Genomic DNA, 15,474 nt, shown 5'->3' on the forward strand with positions numbered 1-15,474 from the left:
CAACTTTTCAATGGTGGGAGCAATTAATGACAACACTGACAATCACTCGTCCTGACGACTGGCACGTTCACTTACGCGATGGGGAAGTTCTTAAAGACACCGTTCGCGACATCAGCCGCTACAATGGCCGTGCGCTGATCATGCCAAATACCGTCCCACCAGTTACTACAACTGAGCTCGCCCTAGCCTACCGTGACCGAATTCTAAAAGAGCAACATGGCGAACAGTTTGAACCTTTGATGGCGCTTTACCTCACAGACAACACCACACCAGGTGAAATACGTAAGGCTAAAGCCACCGGAAACATTGTTGCTGCCAAGCTTTATCCTGCAGGCGCTACCACAAACTCAGATTCCGGTGTGACCAATGCGAAGAACATTTACCACGTTCTCGAAGCAATGGAAGAAGTCGGAATGTTACTTCTGGTTCATGGCGAAGTAACACATCACGATGTTGATATCTTCGACCGAGAGAAAGAATTCCTTGATACTGTCCTCGCTCCTATCGTCAATGACTTCCCTAATCTTAAAATCGTTCTAGAACACATCACCACTGCCGACGCAGCAAACTTCGTTAATAACGCCTCAGATAACGTAGCTGCTACCATCACTGCTCACCACCTTCTTTTCAACCGTAACCATATGCTTGTGGGTGGTATTAAGCCTCATTTCTACTGTTTGCCAATTCTTAAGCGCAGCACCCACCAGCAAGCGCTGATCGAAGCTGCAACCAGTGGTAGCAAGAAGTTCTTCCTAGGTACTGACTCTGCGCCACATGCGAAAGGGGCAAAAGAGTCAGCTTGCGGTTGTGCTGGTTCTTACACCGCACACGCAGCGCTAGAGCTTTATGCAGAAGTATTCGAGAATGAAGGCAAGCTGGAAAACTTGGAAGCGTTTGCAAGCTTCAATGGTCCTGATTTTTACGGCATTGCGCGCAACACAGATACGGTAACGTTAGAAAAATCCGCTTGGGATGTGCCGGAAACGATGCCATTTGGCAATGATATCGTTGTGCCTATTCGAGCAAATGAACAAATTGAGTGGAAAGTGAAGTAAGTACTTTACTGACGTTCCACCCATAAAAGAGGGTCATGCCTTTCTGTGAAAAGAAGTCATGACCCTTGTTGTTCTTGTCTTGTTTTGGGCTGTGATTACTAGTGGCCGCGAATTTTTTCTACAGCTGTCCACACAGCAACCACAATCAACCCCGCCACAAAACCGATAATACCGTTAAGCAAAATAGGCAGAATCGCTGTAGCAACCGAATGACCACTAAAGTTCATAATAATCGGCTCTACAAAGTGATGAATGGCAGGCACGTTGTGCACTACAATCCCCCCACCGACTAAAAACATCGCGGCAGTTCCCACAATCGTTAACAACTTCATCAGCTTTGGTGCGAAAGCAACTAAAGCACTGCCGACTTTCGCCATCCAGCCCTTACCTTTTGAGCGAATTTCAAGGTAGAAGCCCAAGTCATCCAATTTCACGATGCCTGCTACTAAGCCATAAACACCAATGGTCATGATGACTGCAATTAAGCTCACCACTAAGATTTGCGTCACAAGGCTCGCCCCAGTCACGGTACCCAACGCAATCACAATGATTTCCGCAGAAAGAATAAAGTCCGTTCGAATCGCACCAGCAACTTTGCGTTTTTCATACTCTTCTATCGACTCGCCAGTATTAACTAACTCTTCTTTTTCTTCGTGCGGATGCGAGTGAGGGAACACTTTCTCAAGCACCTTTTCTGCCCCTTCAAAGCAGAGAAACAAGCCGCCAATTAGCAATAGTGGCATGATAAGCCATGGAATAATCGCGCTAATTAGCAATGCTGAAGGAACTAAAATCAATTTGTTTTTGAACGAGCCTTTCGCAACCGCCCAAACGACTGGAATTTCTCGCTCAGATGCAACACCAGACACTTGTTGAGCGTTTAACGCTAGGTCATCACCCAACACACCTGCGGTTTTCTTTGCCGCCATTTTCGACATTAAGGCGACATCGTCGAGTACCGTGGCAATATCATCCAACAGTGTGAGTAAACTTGCTCCAGCCATTTTTTGTCTCTTATATGAAATTGAGTAAGTAACAAAATGTAACACCAATAAATCACTCATCAAAGTGATGATTTTGCAAAGAATACTATCCCAAATGGTGTTTTATATTGCCGTTAAGATAAGACAGGTCTAGTCTTGTGGTACCTTTCAGCAGTCAAAAGAAAAAGTATAGATGAAAAGTGGATACATTTACCCAATCGGTACCCCTGGCCAACCTTGGAGCGAAGAGGAACGTAAAGCTTGGTTAGCAACGCAAGAAGTAAAACGTAGCTACCAAGATGAAGTCGTCAGTAAAATCGATGCCCTACGCGAGCGTTTTGGTGTTGAACAATACGGTGCGCTCTCATACAACGAGGCACGTTTCCCTCTGTTTTGTATCAAAACTCGCAACTGGGATTCAACGAAGCCTGTTGTTTTGGTCACAGGCGGCGTACACGGTTATGAAACCAGCGGTGTACATGGCGCTTTAAAGTTTGTAGAAACAGAAGCAGAGCGCTACGCAGAGCATTTCAATATTGTCGTTGCACCTTGCGTGAGCCCTTGGGGTTACGAGGTGATCAACCGCTGGAATCCAAACGCGATTGATCCAAACCGCTCTTTCTATAAGGATAGCCCCGCCGAAGAATCCGCCAACCTCATGAAGCTCGTTGCGACATTAGGCGATGTATTAATGCACATTGATTTGCACGAGACGACAGACTCCGATGAAACAGAGTTCCGTCCTGCGCTTGCCGCTCGTGATGGCATTGAGTACATCGAGGGCATGATCCCAGATGGCTTTTACACGGTGGGAGATAGTGAAAACCCTCAACCCGAGTTTCAACAAGCGGTGATTGAATCGGTTGCGAAAGTGACTCACATTGCACCTGCAGATGAAAATGGCGAAATCATTGGTTCACCAGTCGTACAGTTTGGCGTTATCAACTACCCAATGGTGAAGCTGGGTCTGTGTGGCGGCGTAACAAATTGCGTTTACGGCACGACAACGGAAGTGTACCCAGACAGCCCAACGGTGACCGACGAAGAGTGCAACGATGCGCAAGTTGCAGCCGTGGTCGGTGGTCTGAATTACGTTCTGGCTCAGTTATAATAAGCGGTTCTTATATTGCTCCGGTGTCATGCCGGAGTATTTCTTGAACATTGCGATAAAAGGGCTAGCTTGGTTATAACCTAACGTCAACGCGACTTCCTTTACGGTCTGCCCTTTACGCAGCAACTCCATAGAATGTAAATATCGCACACGTAAGCGCCACTCAGTAAAGCTCATGCCCAACTCACTCTGGCAATGTCTCGCTAACGTGCGTTCTGTGGTATGCACTTTTGCCGCCCACTCCGCCAAGCTGATCTCATCCGTCGGCGATTCTTCTACTGCTTTTAAAATCGGTTCAAGATACTTATTGTCGGTTGTCGGTAAAAAGTGATGTTCGACTTCTTGCTTTGCAAGCTGGTCCAATAACACTTGTACCAATCGCTTGTCTTCATCACTTTGCGCCACGTTAATGTCTCGTTGACGAAAGTCCTCAATAATGGACGACACGATTGGAGTCACTTTGATCAGACTCGTTTTGGTAGGAAAGTGCGCCGTCAATTCAGGGGCAATGTTCAAAGAACAATATTCGATAGGTTTACGGTTGTAACTAGTATGACGGATACCAGCGGGAACCCAAATTGCAAGATGCGGAGGCGCTAGAAATCTTGTATCTTCTGCATCCATCTCTAGGATCCCACCGCTGATCAGCTGCACTTGCCCCCAAGGATGGCTATGAATTCGTGTTTCTGTATTAGAGAGAAAGGCTTCAAAATTCATAAATACATCCGATGGTGCGCGGTCGATTGATAATGAGGGATGAAGATTTCTGGCGCTCTTTTTCAAAATTGTCTTCCTATCGCTTACGATGTCTTTTAAGAGATACTTTTTATTATAAAGACCTGCCAGACTAGCGCCATCAATAATTGTGCTATAGGGTTCTCATGATTTATTTACTTCCGTTTTTCACCGTTATGATTTGGGGTGGTAACTCAATTGTGAATAAGATGGCAGCAAGCGCCATTGAACCAAGTGCGATGAGTTTCTATCGTTGGTTTGTCGCAATGGTACTTCTAACTCCATTTTGTCTACCTGCGATCATCAAACAACGACACATTATTCGACCTTACTTAACTAAGCTGGCATTTCTTGCGTTACTTGGCATGGTGCTCAACCAATCACTTGGCTACTACGCTGGTTTAACGACAACGGCTTCCAACATGGCACTGATTACCTCTTTGGTTCCTTTGATCAGTGTGTTTTTAAGTGTTCCTCTGTTAGGCAAGTCTGTATCAATGTTAAGTATCGTCGGTGGTGTGATTTCGCTCGGCGGCTTGGCGTTTATGCTTGGTCATGGTGATATCACCTACTTTTTACATCAAGACATGACCCAAGGTGATAGCCTTATGCTGATTGCAGCCATGGTATACGCGGCTTATTGCGTGCTGCTAAAACGCTGGAAGATGCCTTTCAGTAGTTTGACTCTGGTTTACATGCAAGGCTTCTTCTCGGTTGTGATGCTTACACCACTTTGGCTCTCTAGTGAACAACTGTTACCAAGCCAAGACGCGCTACCATTAATCGCCTATGCTGGCATTGCGGCTTCCATTTTTGCGCCGTTAATGTGGGTGAAAGCGATCGATTCAATTGGCGCTGATTCAAGTGCCATGTTCATGAACTTAATGCCCGTGGTTTCTGTCGTACTTGCTTCAACGTTGATTGGTGAGAAAATTTACGCTTACCACATTATTGGTGGGCTGTTAGTCATCTCTGGCGTTATCCTGTCGCAAATAAAAATACGACACAGAAAGCCATTGCCCAATTCCGAGATTGCCTCCACCGCCAATTAATCCCAGTTCCCCAAGCCACAGAACTACGCTGTGGCTTTTTGTTTTCATCGTTCGAATAAAAGTTAATATTTTGTTTCATTCTCTATTCCCGAAAATTCATCTTACTGCTAAATTGGGAAAACAATAACCCATCAAGGAAAGACAGATGAGCAGTGGTCAAAGAGACATTACCCTTCGCTTTTTAGCAGAACCCAGTGACGTCAATTTCGGCGGAAAAGTGCACGGCGGCGCCGTAATGAAATGGATCGACTTAGCAGCCTACGCCTGCTCTGCAGCGTGGAGTGGCAAATATTGCATTACTGCATACGCAGGTGGTATTCGTTTTGTTGCGCCGATTCATGTCGGCAACTTAGTCGAAGTTAGCGCGAAAGTCATTTATACCGGACGAAGCTCAATGCACATCGCGATTGACGTGCAAGCCAGTGACCCAAAGCAAATGAAAAACAGACTCACCACCCACTGTATCGTTATTATGGTTGCTGTGGATGAAAACGGAAAACCAACCGACGTACCGAAATGGGTTCCAGAATCTGATGAAGATAAAGCCTTGGAACAATCCGCTATCCGCCTTATGAACATGCGCAAAGAAATCGGGGAAGAGATGGAAGCGCACGTAAAGTATCTCAAGTAACCTACATCCGTTAAGAACGCTATTGACTACCTCAACGTTACTTATAACCAGAGTGTGGAGCAACATCATGGTTTTGCTATTTGCTTCACACTCGGCCTCCTCTGTCATAAATCCTTCACCTAGCTTTGCTTAAATCCTTCCACTATTTTGGAGTTGGATAGAGTTTGGATCTTGAGACTAAAAGAAACGACCTTAAGTGAAGAGACGTTGACCAATTTAAAAGCGGTCGAGTACCAGTGGGTAAGAACCATGTACGTCGAGGGGTATAACGAAACAGAAATTAACCATTACATTCAAACCTGCTTTGGCGGTGATGTCACCTTTGCAAATTTATTTCGTCGCGTCGCACTACAGCAAGAAAGCTTATACACGCTGCTTCAATACGTTGGATGTGCCCCCTCCAGTCGAGAGTTTTAATCCTTACCTACCTCAATTTTACTGATACCTGAACTCAGGTTATTTATGTGAAGTGCTACGCAGGGCATTCTCCTAGCCCTGTGTAATCCATTGCAAAGCCGCTAATCTTTATCCGCTTATTGAACAACTGTATTTAACAGGTATAAAAAAACCTGAGTCTAAACTCAGGTTATGGTTACAAAAACTGTTAGTGATTGAATCGTAAGGAACTAAGCTAACAGCCAGCTATGCGTAACGCCAATAAAAGCCAAGATATTACTGATCGGCGGCCAAACCAAAATTGTAATATCCGTGCTACGTATAAGGGCGACCATGTGGTCGCCCTTTTCTAGTTATTCTTATCAATCTCAGACCACAAGAGATTATCCTTTCACACCACCAGCAGTTAGACCACCAACCAACCAGCGTTGAGCAAGTAAGAATACGGCAGTGATTGGCACTGCTGAAAGTACAGCAGCTGCAGCAAAGTCACCCCACAAGTAGTTTTGTGGATATAGGTATTGCTGCATACCCACTGCAAGTGTGTACGAGTCTACATCAGAAAGTAGTAGTGATGCTACAGGAACTTCACCAATTACCATGATGAACGACAAGATGAATACTACCGCTAGGATTGGCACAGACAATGGAAGCAATACCAAACGGAATGCTTGCCATGGTGTCGCACCATCCAGTGCCGCCGCTTCTTCTAACGAAGAGTCAATACTTTCGAAGTAGCCTTTAATCGTCCAAACGTGCAGGGCGATACCCCCTAAGTAAGCGAATATCAGACCGCCGTGCGTGTTCAGGCCAAGGAATGGAATGTACTGACCCAATTTGTCGAACAACGCGTATAGAGCAACCAATGCCAATACCGCAGGGAACATTTGGAAGATCATCATCGCTTTTAGGATGGTGTTCTTACCTTTGAACTTCATACGAGCAAACGCATAAGCTGATGTGGTTGATAGCGCCACGATTAGGATTGCAGAAATACCACCCACTTTTACTGAGTTCCACAGCCATGTCATGACTGGGAATGGTGGCGGTGTAACTGTACCGTCTGGGTTAGTCACCGAGAAACCTAATGCCAATTTCCAGTGATCAAGCGTTGGGTTGTCTGGGATCAGACTACCCGTTGCAAAGTTACCTTCACGGAATGAAATCGCGATGATCATCAGTAAAGGGAAAATAATCAGTGCCAAGAATGCCCACATCGCAATATGAGTAGCCCAAACACGATACTTTAATGACTTACCTTGTACCATTGCCATTGTAATCTCTCCTTAGTCCTGAGCTACTTTAGTTACGCGTAGGTTGATAAGTGCCAATGCGCCAACCAATAGGAAGATAAGTGTTGCTACTGCACTTGCTAGACCGAAGTCTTGACCGCCCGCACCTTCGAATGCGATTCGGTAGGTGTAACTTACCAATAGGTCTGTGTAACCCGCAGGTTCTGACGTACCAATCATGTTTGGACCACCGCCTGTCAACAACTGGATAAGCACGAAGTTGTTGAAGTTGAAGGCAAAGCTCGCAATCAACAGCGGTGTTAACGGCTTCAACATCATTGGTAGCGTGATACGAGTAAAGTTAGTAATAAAGTTCGCACCATCAATTGCTGACGCTTCATATAAATCATCAGGAATCGCTTTTAGTAGACCCATACATAGAATCATCATGTAAGGGAAACCAAGCCACGTGTTCACAATCAGGATCATGGTTTTCGCCATGAACGGGTCTGAGAACCAAGCAGGGCTAATACCGAACAAACCTTCCAGAAGCATGTTGATCTCACCAAAGCTTTGGTTAAACAAACCTTTAAAGATCAAGATAGAAATAAACGCCGGTACCGCATAAGGCAGAATCAGTAAGAGTCGGTAAACCGAACGGCCTTTTAATGCTTCCCACTGAACAACACTTGCTAGAACAAGACCAATTACAAGCGTAAATAGTACGGTGAGTGCTGAGAACACAATCGTCCAGATAAAGATACTGATAAACGGCTCTTTGATACCATCATCTTTCCACACACGCTCAAAGTTGTGTGTGCCAATGTTCACCACAAAGCCAGGAGACACTGTGCTACCAACAAACTGACCGTTTTCATCGACAGGTTGGTAGTAACCTACTTCCATATTTGGACGTAACGTCTCTTCAGTACGATTGTTGTAAAGCGTTTCGCCGTCTTCTTGCAGCGTGTACAAAGGCACAACTGCCGCAAATTTACGTAACCCGCTCATGCGGATGTCTTCACCGCTCGGCAGATGCAAATCAACACTGCTCAACGTATTACGGCTCTTAACAATCGTCTTGATTGATTCTTTCTCGCCCGTAGCTTCTTCAATTGGCGATAGGTCAAGATCCGATGCTGAAAGACTATCTAGTTGAAAAGTGGGCGTAGCAAGTAGCTCCCCATCTTTTTCAACCACAAGCTGATGTCCTTGATCCGTTTTATATAAAGTGAACGGGTAACTATCACCACTTTGATAAGTTCTGTCCAAAAGTACGCTCTGCGCACGATCAAAAGAGAGTTGGTTTTTCGCGCTGTAGTTGGTAAACGCCAAACCTATGGTGTACGCCAGAGGGAAAAGAATGAAAAGGATCATCCCTGCGATACCAGGGTAGATGTAACGGTGTGCGTACGTCTTTTTACTACCAAAGATGAACAACGCTAAAGCGGTAAGAATGATCGTAAGTAGTGCAAACGCAATCTCACCGCGTGAATACATAAGGATTGTTGCGTAGCCATTGATAATGCCGACTGTGCCTAAAAGTGACCATTTCATGAACACTTTTTTGCTGCTCGGAAGGCTGGCTTCTGGTGCTGTCATAGCATTTGTACCTTGAACTGACTGCATAGGGAACCTGCTAGCGAATATAGAATAAATATAGAAAAGTAAGGAGGAGTTGCCCCCTCCTTAAAAAGGTCTTACTTAATTATTTAGTCATTTGTTTTTCTGCGTCTGCCAATGCTGCATCGACAGTTTGACGACCATCAACTACGTTGATGATTGCGTTCTTAGCCGCGCCCCAGAATGCGTTCATTTGAGGAATGTTTGGCATAATTTCGCCGTTCATCGCGTTATCCATAGTCGCAGCGATACGAGTATCTGAATCTAGTTCACGTTGGAACGAGTTAAGCGCTACCGCACCTAGAGGCTTATCGTTGTTAACCATACGTAGGCCGTCGTTTGTTAGTAGGTAGTTCTCAATGAACTCAACCGCTAGGTCTTTGTTTGGAGACGCAGTGCTGATACCAGCCGTTAGAACACCAACGAATGGCTTAGAAGATTGACCTTGGAACTTAGGTAGCGTAGTCACGCCGTAGTTAACGCCAGACTTCTCGATGTTGCCCCAAGACCATGGACCGTTGATCGTCATCGCTGTCTTGCCTTGGTTGAATGCAGACTCAGATACTGAGTAGTCCATATCTGCAGAAATTACGCCTTTGTCTACCAAGCCTTTTACGAAGCTCATTGCGTCTTTAACGCCTTCTTTCGCGATACCAGCGTCTTTAACATCGTAACCTTCAGAAGTGTATTTGAACGCGTAGCCGCCATCAGCAGCCATTAGTGGCCAAGTGAAGTACGGTTCTTTTAGGTTCCACATGATTGCAGACTTGCCGTCTTTTTTAAGTTTTGCATCTAGCGCTGCAACTTCTTCCCAAGACTTCGGTGGGTTTGGAACTAGGTCTTTGTTGTAGATTAGAGATAGAGACTCAACCGCAACTGGGTAGCCGATCAATTTGCCGTCGTAACGTACTGCATCCCAAGCGAAATCAACAATACCTTCTTGAATGTTCTTAGAAGGTTTAATTTCTGCTAGCAGGCCAGCTTCTGCGTAACCACCGAAACGGTCGTGAGCCCAGAATACGATGTCAGGACCGTCACCAGTCGCTGCAGTTTGAGGAAATTTGTCTTGAAGGCCATCTGGGTGAGCCACTGTCACTTTAATGCCAGTGTCTTCTTCGAATTTTTTACCAACTTCAGCAAGGCCGTTGTAACCTTTGTCGCCGTTGATCCAGATAGTAAGTTGTCCTTCTTCGATGGCAGCATTAGCACCAAAAGAACCCAAAGCAACAAGAGTACCTAGTGCTACAGCGCTTAACTTTTTCATGTTCGTATCCTTTTTATATTTTTGATGTAGGGCTAGTCCATTGAGGTTCAGCCGTATTTCGACATATATCATCTGAAATAATCCAATATGTCTCATCCTCCTAATCCCTACGCCCTTACAATTATGACGTATTTTCGTGATCTAAATCGCCAAGGGTAAGAGACTCAAATCACAAAACGGATACTTCCTGTGATCGGTTTCAACTTTAGGTGGTGCAATAATGTGATTTCCGACCAACTGCTTTATTCCTCCTACTTTTTTACTCCTCCCTACCTACTCCCCCTACAATTATTTCTATTAGGAGGATGTCGCACCTCGCACAATCTTACAAACTTCAGTCATCCAAGAGTGGATGGTAAGAACCCTTTCCCAGCAGTGCCTACGTATTAGGAAAAAGATTTGCTGGTTTTGCATTGCCAGACGAGTGGAATGTCATTATTGGTGTTGTTTGTGGTAATTATTTCACGGGGGAGACAACACGAATAATGTGGGGGAGAGAAACTCGTACTTGGCTATGATGGGTAGCACTTCTATTCAGGACATTTTATTGAAGTGCTACCCTACTTTTCTTACCAACCGCAATAACTTACCGATTCCTACTGTTACTGCTCGCTAGATAATTCATATAATGATGAGCGGTGAATAATAAAAAATTGATCGAGGACGAGCTACATGGCGAGTGTCACGTTAAAAAATGTTTGTAAAGCGTATGGCGACGTACTGATTTCTAAGAACGTAGACCTAACAATCAACGAAGGTGAATTTGTTGTTTTCGTAGGTCCATCAGGTTGTGGTAAATCTACCCTTTTACGTTGTATTGCCGGTCTTGAAGACATTACTTCAGGTGATTTGTATATTGGTGACCAGCGCATGAATGACGTCGAACCATCCAAACGTGGTGTTGGTATGGTATTCCAGTCTTACGCTCTTTACCCACACCTTAACTTATATGACAACATGTCATTTGGCTTAAAATTAGCAAAAGCAGACAAAGCAGAAATCGACAAACGTGTTGAGCAAGCTGCAGAAATTCTACAATTGGGCCACTTACTTGAACGCCAACCAAAAGCGCTTTCAGGTGGTCAGCGTCAACGTGTGGCTATCGGTCGAACACTGGTATCACAACCTAATGTATTCCTTCTGGATGAACCACTATCAAACTTGGATGCCGCACTGCGTGTAAACATGCGTGCGCAAATCACTAAGCTACAACGTCAACTTGGTTGTACCATGATCTACGTAACGCACGATCAGGTAGAAGCAATGACAATGGCAGATAAAATCGTTGTACTAGACGGCGGTTATGTATCGCAAGTTGGTAAGCCGCTTGAGCTTTACCATTACCCACAAAACCGCTTTGTAGCAGGCTTTATCGGTTCTCCGAAAATGAACTTCATGAGCGTATTCATTGATGAAGTAGAAGCAGAGCGCGTCAAAGTTCAACTATCTAATGGCGTATCTTTCTGGATTCCAGTGGATGGCACAACGGTTAACCGCGGCGACCGCATGTCTTTAGGCATTCGCCCTGAGCACCTATTATCCGCTTCTGAAGCTGATGCAAGCATTCACGGTGAAGTGATGATTGTTGAGAAGCTAGGTAACGAAACTCAAGTATACCTAAACCTAGAAGGCGCAGACGCAGACGTTATTTTCCGTCAGCCTGACACGCTCGCAGTCGATACCGGCGATAAAATCGAGATTGGTATTCCAGCACACCGTTGTCACCTGTTCCACAGTGATGGTCGTGCATGTCGCCGCCTATACAAAGAAAACGGCGTGGAAGTCGAATAATTCATTCGTCCTGATTCACAATAAATCCCTCTCACTTGAGAGGGATTTTTTTATCCTAATAAATATAAGTAATTCGATACTAAATCATTAATCGTTAACGAATAAGATCACCCGTTTCTTCTACCTTCACATAAACCATTGTCTTTGTACTGATACTTCATTTTTAATACTTTTCCTCATCCCTCATGAGTAAGTACCAGCTTTTTCCTAACACGCCAAACTTAGCCAAAGGCCTAAATTTCATTCTTATTTCCACTTACCTCAACAACGCAAATTTTTACACTTATCAACGAAATTACACGTGACAAAAAACTTAGAAGCATTCAACAGAATGCTCTGTTCACCAACTACTAATAACGCTCACGACACGGCAATTGGGGGAGACACCCAAGGGCGGTAGCGTGTAAGAAGGGAAACTGAGTCATGAAACAAAAAGGACTTATCCGCTCTCACGAGATGGAGTTCGCTTTTTTATATCGCATCTCAGATCTTGCTGTCATCGTCTCTTTTATGCTGCTTTTAGTGTTCAAAGACATGAATACTGCGATGGGGAAAGATTACGTCATACTGGCTTTTGTTGGAGGCATCTCCTTTCTATTTATGGCAGAAAGCGGCAATCTGTACCGCTCTTGGCGAACCAGTTCGTTTAAAGAGCAGATGATTATTGTCTGTGTGGCCTGGGCAGTAACTTCCGCGCTTATCTTTATTGTTCTGTATTTTTCGGAAGTCTATGACTTATTTGATAACACTATTCTGGCATTGTGGTTTGCGATTACGCCCGCTCTACTTTTGGCATGGCGAGTGACATTCCGTACCGGATTAGCCTATTTAAGAAAAAAAGGATTCAACACTCGTACTGCAATAATCATCGGCCAAACTCCTCACGGCATTACCCTTGCTAACGAAATTCAAAACCACACTGAACACGGTGTACTTTTTGATGGCTTTTACGATGAGCGTTCTTCCGACAGATTGCCAAATTCTGCTTACCCTATTAAAGGGGCAGTTGACCACGCTCTTGAGCGAGCCAAGAAAGGGGAAGTGGATTACGTCTATATCGCAATGCCAATGCACGCAAAAGAACGTATTGCATCGCTTCTTAACCAATTCTCAGACACCACCGCAAATACGTATCTGATTCCCGACTTCTTTACCTATAACCTTTTGCATTCTCGTTGGGCGCAAATCGGCCAAGTTCAAACGCTCAGCGTGTTTGATACACCATTTGCTGGAATTTCTTCCTGGGTAAAACGGTTTGAAGACATCTTGTTTTCGAGCATTATTTTAGCCTTGATCTCTCCAGTCCTGCTCGCCATTGCGATTGGCATTAAGCTGACCTCTAAAGGTCCGGTCATTTTTAAACAGCATCGTTACGGCCTCGATGGACGAAAGATAGAAGTCTGGAAATTCCGTTCAATGACCACTATGGATCAAGGCCCTCACGTGAAACAGGCGACAAAGAACGACCCACGCATTACGCCTTTTGGTGGTTTTCTGCGTCGCACCTCTTTGGACGAACTGCCTCAATTTATCAATGTACTGCAAGGGACCATGTCTATTGTTGGTCCACGCCCTCACGCCGTGGCGCACAATGAAGAGTATCGCCAGATTGTTGACCGCTACATGCTACGTCACAAAGTAAAACCAGGCATTACTGGCTGGGCGCAAATTAATGGCTATCGCGGCGAAACAGACACCTTAGAAAAAATGGAAAAGAGAGTCGAATTTGATTTGGATTACATCCACCACTGGTCGGTTTGGATGGACATCAAAATCATCTTCATGACCGTTTTCAAAGGGTTCACTGGTGCTAACGCTTACTAAGGTTGAGATTATGAAGAAACTGACAATGGCAATAGCATTGAGTCTGTTTTCAACTGGCTTACTCGCAGAACCGATGGCTTACCAAACCGAGTCTGGCATTGAGTTTATTCCCCTCGTAAAAACTTTCTACGAGGGCGATGACAACATCAACAAAGCGGAGGAATCCGGCAATGTAGAATCGGTCAATATTTGGGGTATAGAGCCAAGCTTATTAGCACGTATAGAAAGGAATCGCTATCGCGCAGATATTTTATACAAGTTGAAAGCAGGTTTTTCATCCGATGACCGCAACGACTTCGACGATCATACCTTTCAGTTTTCCAACTTTTTTGAGTTCAATCATCGTCATCGTTTAGTGGTTGATTACCGTTTTCGCGCCCAGCATGAAGTTCGAGGAGAAGATATTACCGAAGGTAATGGTAGCGCAATCGACTCACCAATAGAGTTCAACCGTAACGATATCAAAACCAATTATGTCTTTGGCTCTAACGGTGCAAAAGGCAGACTCGAATTCGGTTTAGGCTACAGTGATAAAACCTATCAAAACTACCGTGACGGCTTGCCTGGGCGCACAAACGCTAAAACAAAATACAACGATTTTCGAGCCCCCAATGCACACTTGGAATTCTATTTAAGGGCGACGCCAAGAACCTATTGGTTGGTTGGGACAAAACAAATAGTAACCGACTATCAGCACCGAAATTCTTCGCAACCATCCAAGGATAACAACACCAGTTTCTATTACACCGGTGCCGAATGGGAAGTCACCGGAAAAACCAAAGGCATCGCTCGACTCGGTTATCAAATCAAAGATTTTGACAGCGCTCACCGAGAGACATTTAAAGGCTTTAGTTGGGATATCGGCTTTGAATGGTTGCCTCAAGAACAAACTCTAGTCAGCGTGAAAACCACTCAAGCAGCGGTTAACCCTGACCAAGATGGCGATTACAACCTACAAACTCGTTATCGACTGAACCTCAAGCACGATTGGAATAGTTACCTTGCAACTCGCTTAGGTGCTATTTATCAACAAGATGACTATACGGGGATCACCAGAAACGACGATCGCTACACCCTATCTTTTGGTATCGATTATCAAATTAAACGCTGGGTACAGCTGCAAGCCGACTGGCAATACCAAGATAAAACCTCTAACCGACCAGATTATAGCTTCGAACAGAACATTTGGACTTTAAGCGCACAGTTTTCTCTGTAAAAAGGATTATTAATGAAGGCATTCATCACATTCATGAGTGTAGCGTTGTTGCTATTTAGCACTTTGGTCAACGCTGACTCAAACGAGGAAGATTACTTACTCGACACGGGCGATACCATTTCCGTGCAGGTCTACGGTGAAGAAGATCTTACGATTAAAAATATTCTAATAACGTCAGATGGCTATTTTGATTACCCCTACCTTGGCCGAATCAAAGCAATCAAAAAAACACCGAAACAACTCAAGTACGAAATAGAAACGGGTTTAAAAGGCGATTATCTCATCAACCCAAAAGTGATGGTCACTATCAATAACTTTCGTCTGTTTTATGTCAATGGCGAAGTCAGGAAGCCAGGTGGATTTGAATATCGACCAGGATTAACTATCGAAAAGGCCATCGCTTTAGCGGGTGGCTTGACCGACCGAGCCTCACGCAAAGGCATTAACCTCACCAAACATAAAACGGGTCAAACGATAGAGGGTGTCAGTATGCACCGCAACGTTGAACCTGGTGACATTGTATTTATTGACCAGAGCTTCTTTTAAGTGACAGGGAATCAA

The 15,474-nt window shown here is 44.6% G+C and carries 14 protein-coding genes; 9 read left to right on the plus strand and 5 right to left on the minus strand.

The genetic code is table 11. The annotated features are described in order from the left end of the window. The first annotated feature begins 26 nt into the window (after positions 1-26). Positions 27-1,055, plus strand: a complete 1,029-nt coding sequence (pyrC, locus tag NL645_RS04965; RefSeq protein WP_253651317.1) for a dihydroorotase — start codon at positions 27-29, stop codon at positions 1,053-1,055. Between the two features lie 98 nt (positions 1,056-1,153). On the opposite strand, the gene NL645_RS04970 is transcribed toward pyrC, so the two are convergent. Further along, positions 1,154-2,059, minus strand: coding sequence for a DUF808 domain-containing protein (locus NL645_RS04970; protein WP_046873771.1), 906 nt, complete (start codon positions 2,057-2,059; stop codon positions 1,154-1,156). Positions 2,060-2,231: 172 nt separating this feature from the next. Between NL645_RS04970 and NL645_RS04975 the strand changes: the two genes are divergently transcribed. Further along, positions 2,232-3,149 (plus strand): M14 family metallocarboxypeptidase, encoded by a 918-nt coding sequence (locus NL645_RS04975; RefSeq protein WP_253651318.1) that lies wholly within the window; start codon positions 2,232-2,234, stop codon positions 3,147-3,149. On the opposite strand, the gene NL645_RS04980 is transcribed toward NL645_RS04975, so the two are convergent. Beyond that, entirely contained in the window at positions 3,144-3,932 is a 789-nt protein-coding gene (locus NL645_RS04980) for a helix-turn-helix domain-containing protein (RefSeq protein ID WP_053809626.1), read from the minus strand. The two genes, NL645_RS04975 and NL645_RS04980, sit on opposite strands and share 6 nt — an antisense overlap. Before the next feature lie 98 nt (positions 3,933-4,030). On the opposite strand from NL645_RS04980, the gene NL645_RS04985 reads away from it, so the two are divergent. From NL645_RS04985 to NL645_RS04995, 3 genes are all read left to right on the plus strand, one after another. Then, positions 4,031-4,936: a DMT family transporter gene (locus NL645_RS04985; protein ID WP_074189861.1), complete on the plus strand. Its 906-nt coding sequence runs from the start codon at positions 4,031-4,033 to the stop codon at positions 4,934-4,936. A 145-nt stretch (positions 4,937-5,081) separates the two neighbouring features. Further along, positions 5,082-5,567 (plus strand): acyl-CoA thioesterase, encoded by a 486-nt coding sequence (locus tag NL645_RS04990; RefSeq protein ID WP_005392490.1) that lies wholly within the window; start codon positions 5,082-5,084, stop codon positions 5,565-5,567. A 171-nt stretch (positions 5,568-5,738) separates the two neighbouring features. Further along, complete coding sequence (locus NL645_RS04995; protein WP_005375277.1) at positions 5,739-5,984, plus strand: hypothetical protein; 246 nt, start codon at positions 5,739-5,741, stop codon at positions 5,982-5,984. A 362-nt stretch (positions 5,985-6,346) separates the two neighbouring features. Here the strand turns inward: NL645_RS04995 and malG are convergent, their stop codons facing one another. The 3 genes from malG to malE form a co-directional block, all read right to left on the minus strand. Next, positions 6,347-7,237, minus strand: coding sequence for a maltose ABC transporter permease MalG (gene malG / locus NL645_RS05000; RefSeq protein ID WP_005375275.1), 891 nt, complete (start codon positions 7,235-7,237; stop codon positions 6,347-6,349). A gap of 12 nt (positions 7,238-7,249) precedes the next feature. Beyond that, positions 7,250-8,824 (minus strand): maltose ABC transporter permease MalF, encoded by a 1,575-nt coding sequence (gene malF, locus NL645_RS05005; protein ID WP_031780258.1) that lies wholly within the window; start codon positions 8,822-8,824, stop codon positions 7,250-7,252. Positions 8,825-8,903: 79 nt separating this feature from the next. Continuing rightward, positions 8,904-10,082 (minus strand): maltose/maltodextrin ABC transporter substrate-binding protein MalE, encoded by a 1,179-nt coding sequence (malE, locus tag NL645_RS05010; protein ID WP_005375272.1) that lies wholly within the window; start codon positions 10,080-10,082, stop codon positions 8,904-8,906. Positions 10,083-10,754: 672 nt separating this feature from the next. Between malE and malK the strand changes: the two genes are divergently transcribed. The 4 genes from malK to NL645_RS05030 all read left to right on the plus strand — a co-directional run bounded on the left by malK (position 10,755) and on the right by NL645_RS05030 (position 15,459). Next, positions 10,755-11,873: a maltose/maltodextrin ABC transporter ATP-binding protein MalK gene (malK, locus tag NL645_RS05015; RefSeq protein WP_005375271.1), complete on the plus strand. Its 1,119-nt coding sequence runs from the start codon at positions 10,755-10,757 to the stop codon at positions 11,871-11,873. 423 nt (positions 11,874-12,296) lie between these two features. Continuing rightward, positions 12,297-13,697, plus strand: coding sequence for an undecaprenyl-phosphate glucose phosphotransferase (locus NL645_RS05020; RefSeq protein WP_048625323.1), 1,401 nt, complete (start codon positions 12,297-12,299; stop codon positions 13,695-13,697). A 10-nt stretch (positions 13,698-13,707) separates the two neighbouring features. Then, complete coding sequence (locus NL645_RS05025; protein WP_253651319.1) at positions 13,708-14,913, plus strand: outer membrane beta-barrel protein; 1,206 nt, start codon at positions 13,708-13,710, stop codon at positions 14,911-14,913. 33 nt (positions 14,914-14,946) lie between these two features. Further along, entirely contained in the window at positions 14,947-15,459 is a 513-nt protein-coding gene (locus NL645_RS05030) for a polysaccharide biosynthesis/export family protein (protein WP_031780257.1), read from the plus strand. The last annotated feature ends 15 nt before the right edge of the window (positions 15,460-15,474 follow it).

The organism is Vibrio sp. Y51_MX_L26, from assembly GCF_024181935.1.
In the GTDB taxonomy this organism is placed as follows: Bacteria; Pseudomonadota; Gammaproteobacteria; order Enterobacterales; family Vibrionaceae; genus Vibrio; species Vibrio diabolicus.

Excerpts from the sequence above, each read along its gene's own strand:
- malK (WP_005375271.1), top strand. The coding sequence starts at position 10,755 with ATGGCGAGTGTCACGTTAAAAAATGTTTGTAAAGCGTATGGCGACGTA.
- malE (WP_005375272.1), bottom strand. The coding sequence starts at position 10,082 with ATGAAAAAGTTAAGCGCTGTAGCACTAGGTACTCTTGTTGCTTTGGGT.
- pyrC (WP_253651317.1), top strand. The coding sequence starts at position 27 with ATGACAACACTGACAATCACTCGTCCTGACGACTGGCACGTTCACTTA.
- NL645_RS04975 (WP_253651318.1), top strand. The coding sequence starts at position 2,232 with ATGAAAAGTGGATACATTTACCCAATCGGTACCCCTGGCCAACCTTGG.
- NL645_RS04970 (WP_046873771.1), bottom strand. The coding sequence starts at position 2,059 with ATGGCTGGAGCAAGTTTACTCACACTGTTGGATGATATTGCCACGGTA.
- NL645_RS05020 (WP_048625323.1), top strand. The coding sequence starts at position 12,297 with ATGAAACAAAAAGGACTTATCCGCTCTCACGAGATGGAGTTCGCTTTT.
- malF (WP_031780258.1), bottom strand. The coding sequence starts at position 8,824 with ATGCAGTCAGTTCAAGGTACAAATGCTATGACAGCACCAGAAGCCAGC.
- NL645_RS05025 (WP_253651319.1), top strand. The coding sequence starts at position 13,708 with ATGAAGAAACTGACAATGGCAATAGCATTGAGTCTGTTTTCAACTGGC.
- NL645_RS05030 (WP_031780257.1), top strand. The coding sequence starts at position 14,947 with ATGAGTGTAGCGTTGTTGCTATTTAGCACTTTGGTCAACGCTGACTCA.
- malG (WP_005375275.1), bottom strand. The coding sequence starts at position 7,237 with ATGGCAATGGTACAAGGTAAGTCATTAAAGTATCGTGTTTGGGCTACT.
- NL645_RS04990 (WP_005392490.1), top strand. The coding sequence starts at position 5,082 with ATGAGCAGTGGTCAAAGAGACATTACCCTTCGCTTTTTAGCAGAACCC.
- NL645_RS04985 (WP_074189861.1), top strand. The coding sequence starts at position 4,031 with ATGATTTATTTACTTCCGTTTTTCACCGTTATGATTTGGGGTGGTAAC.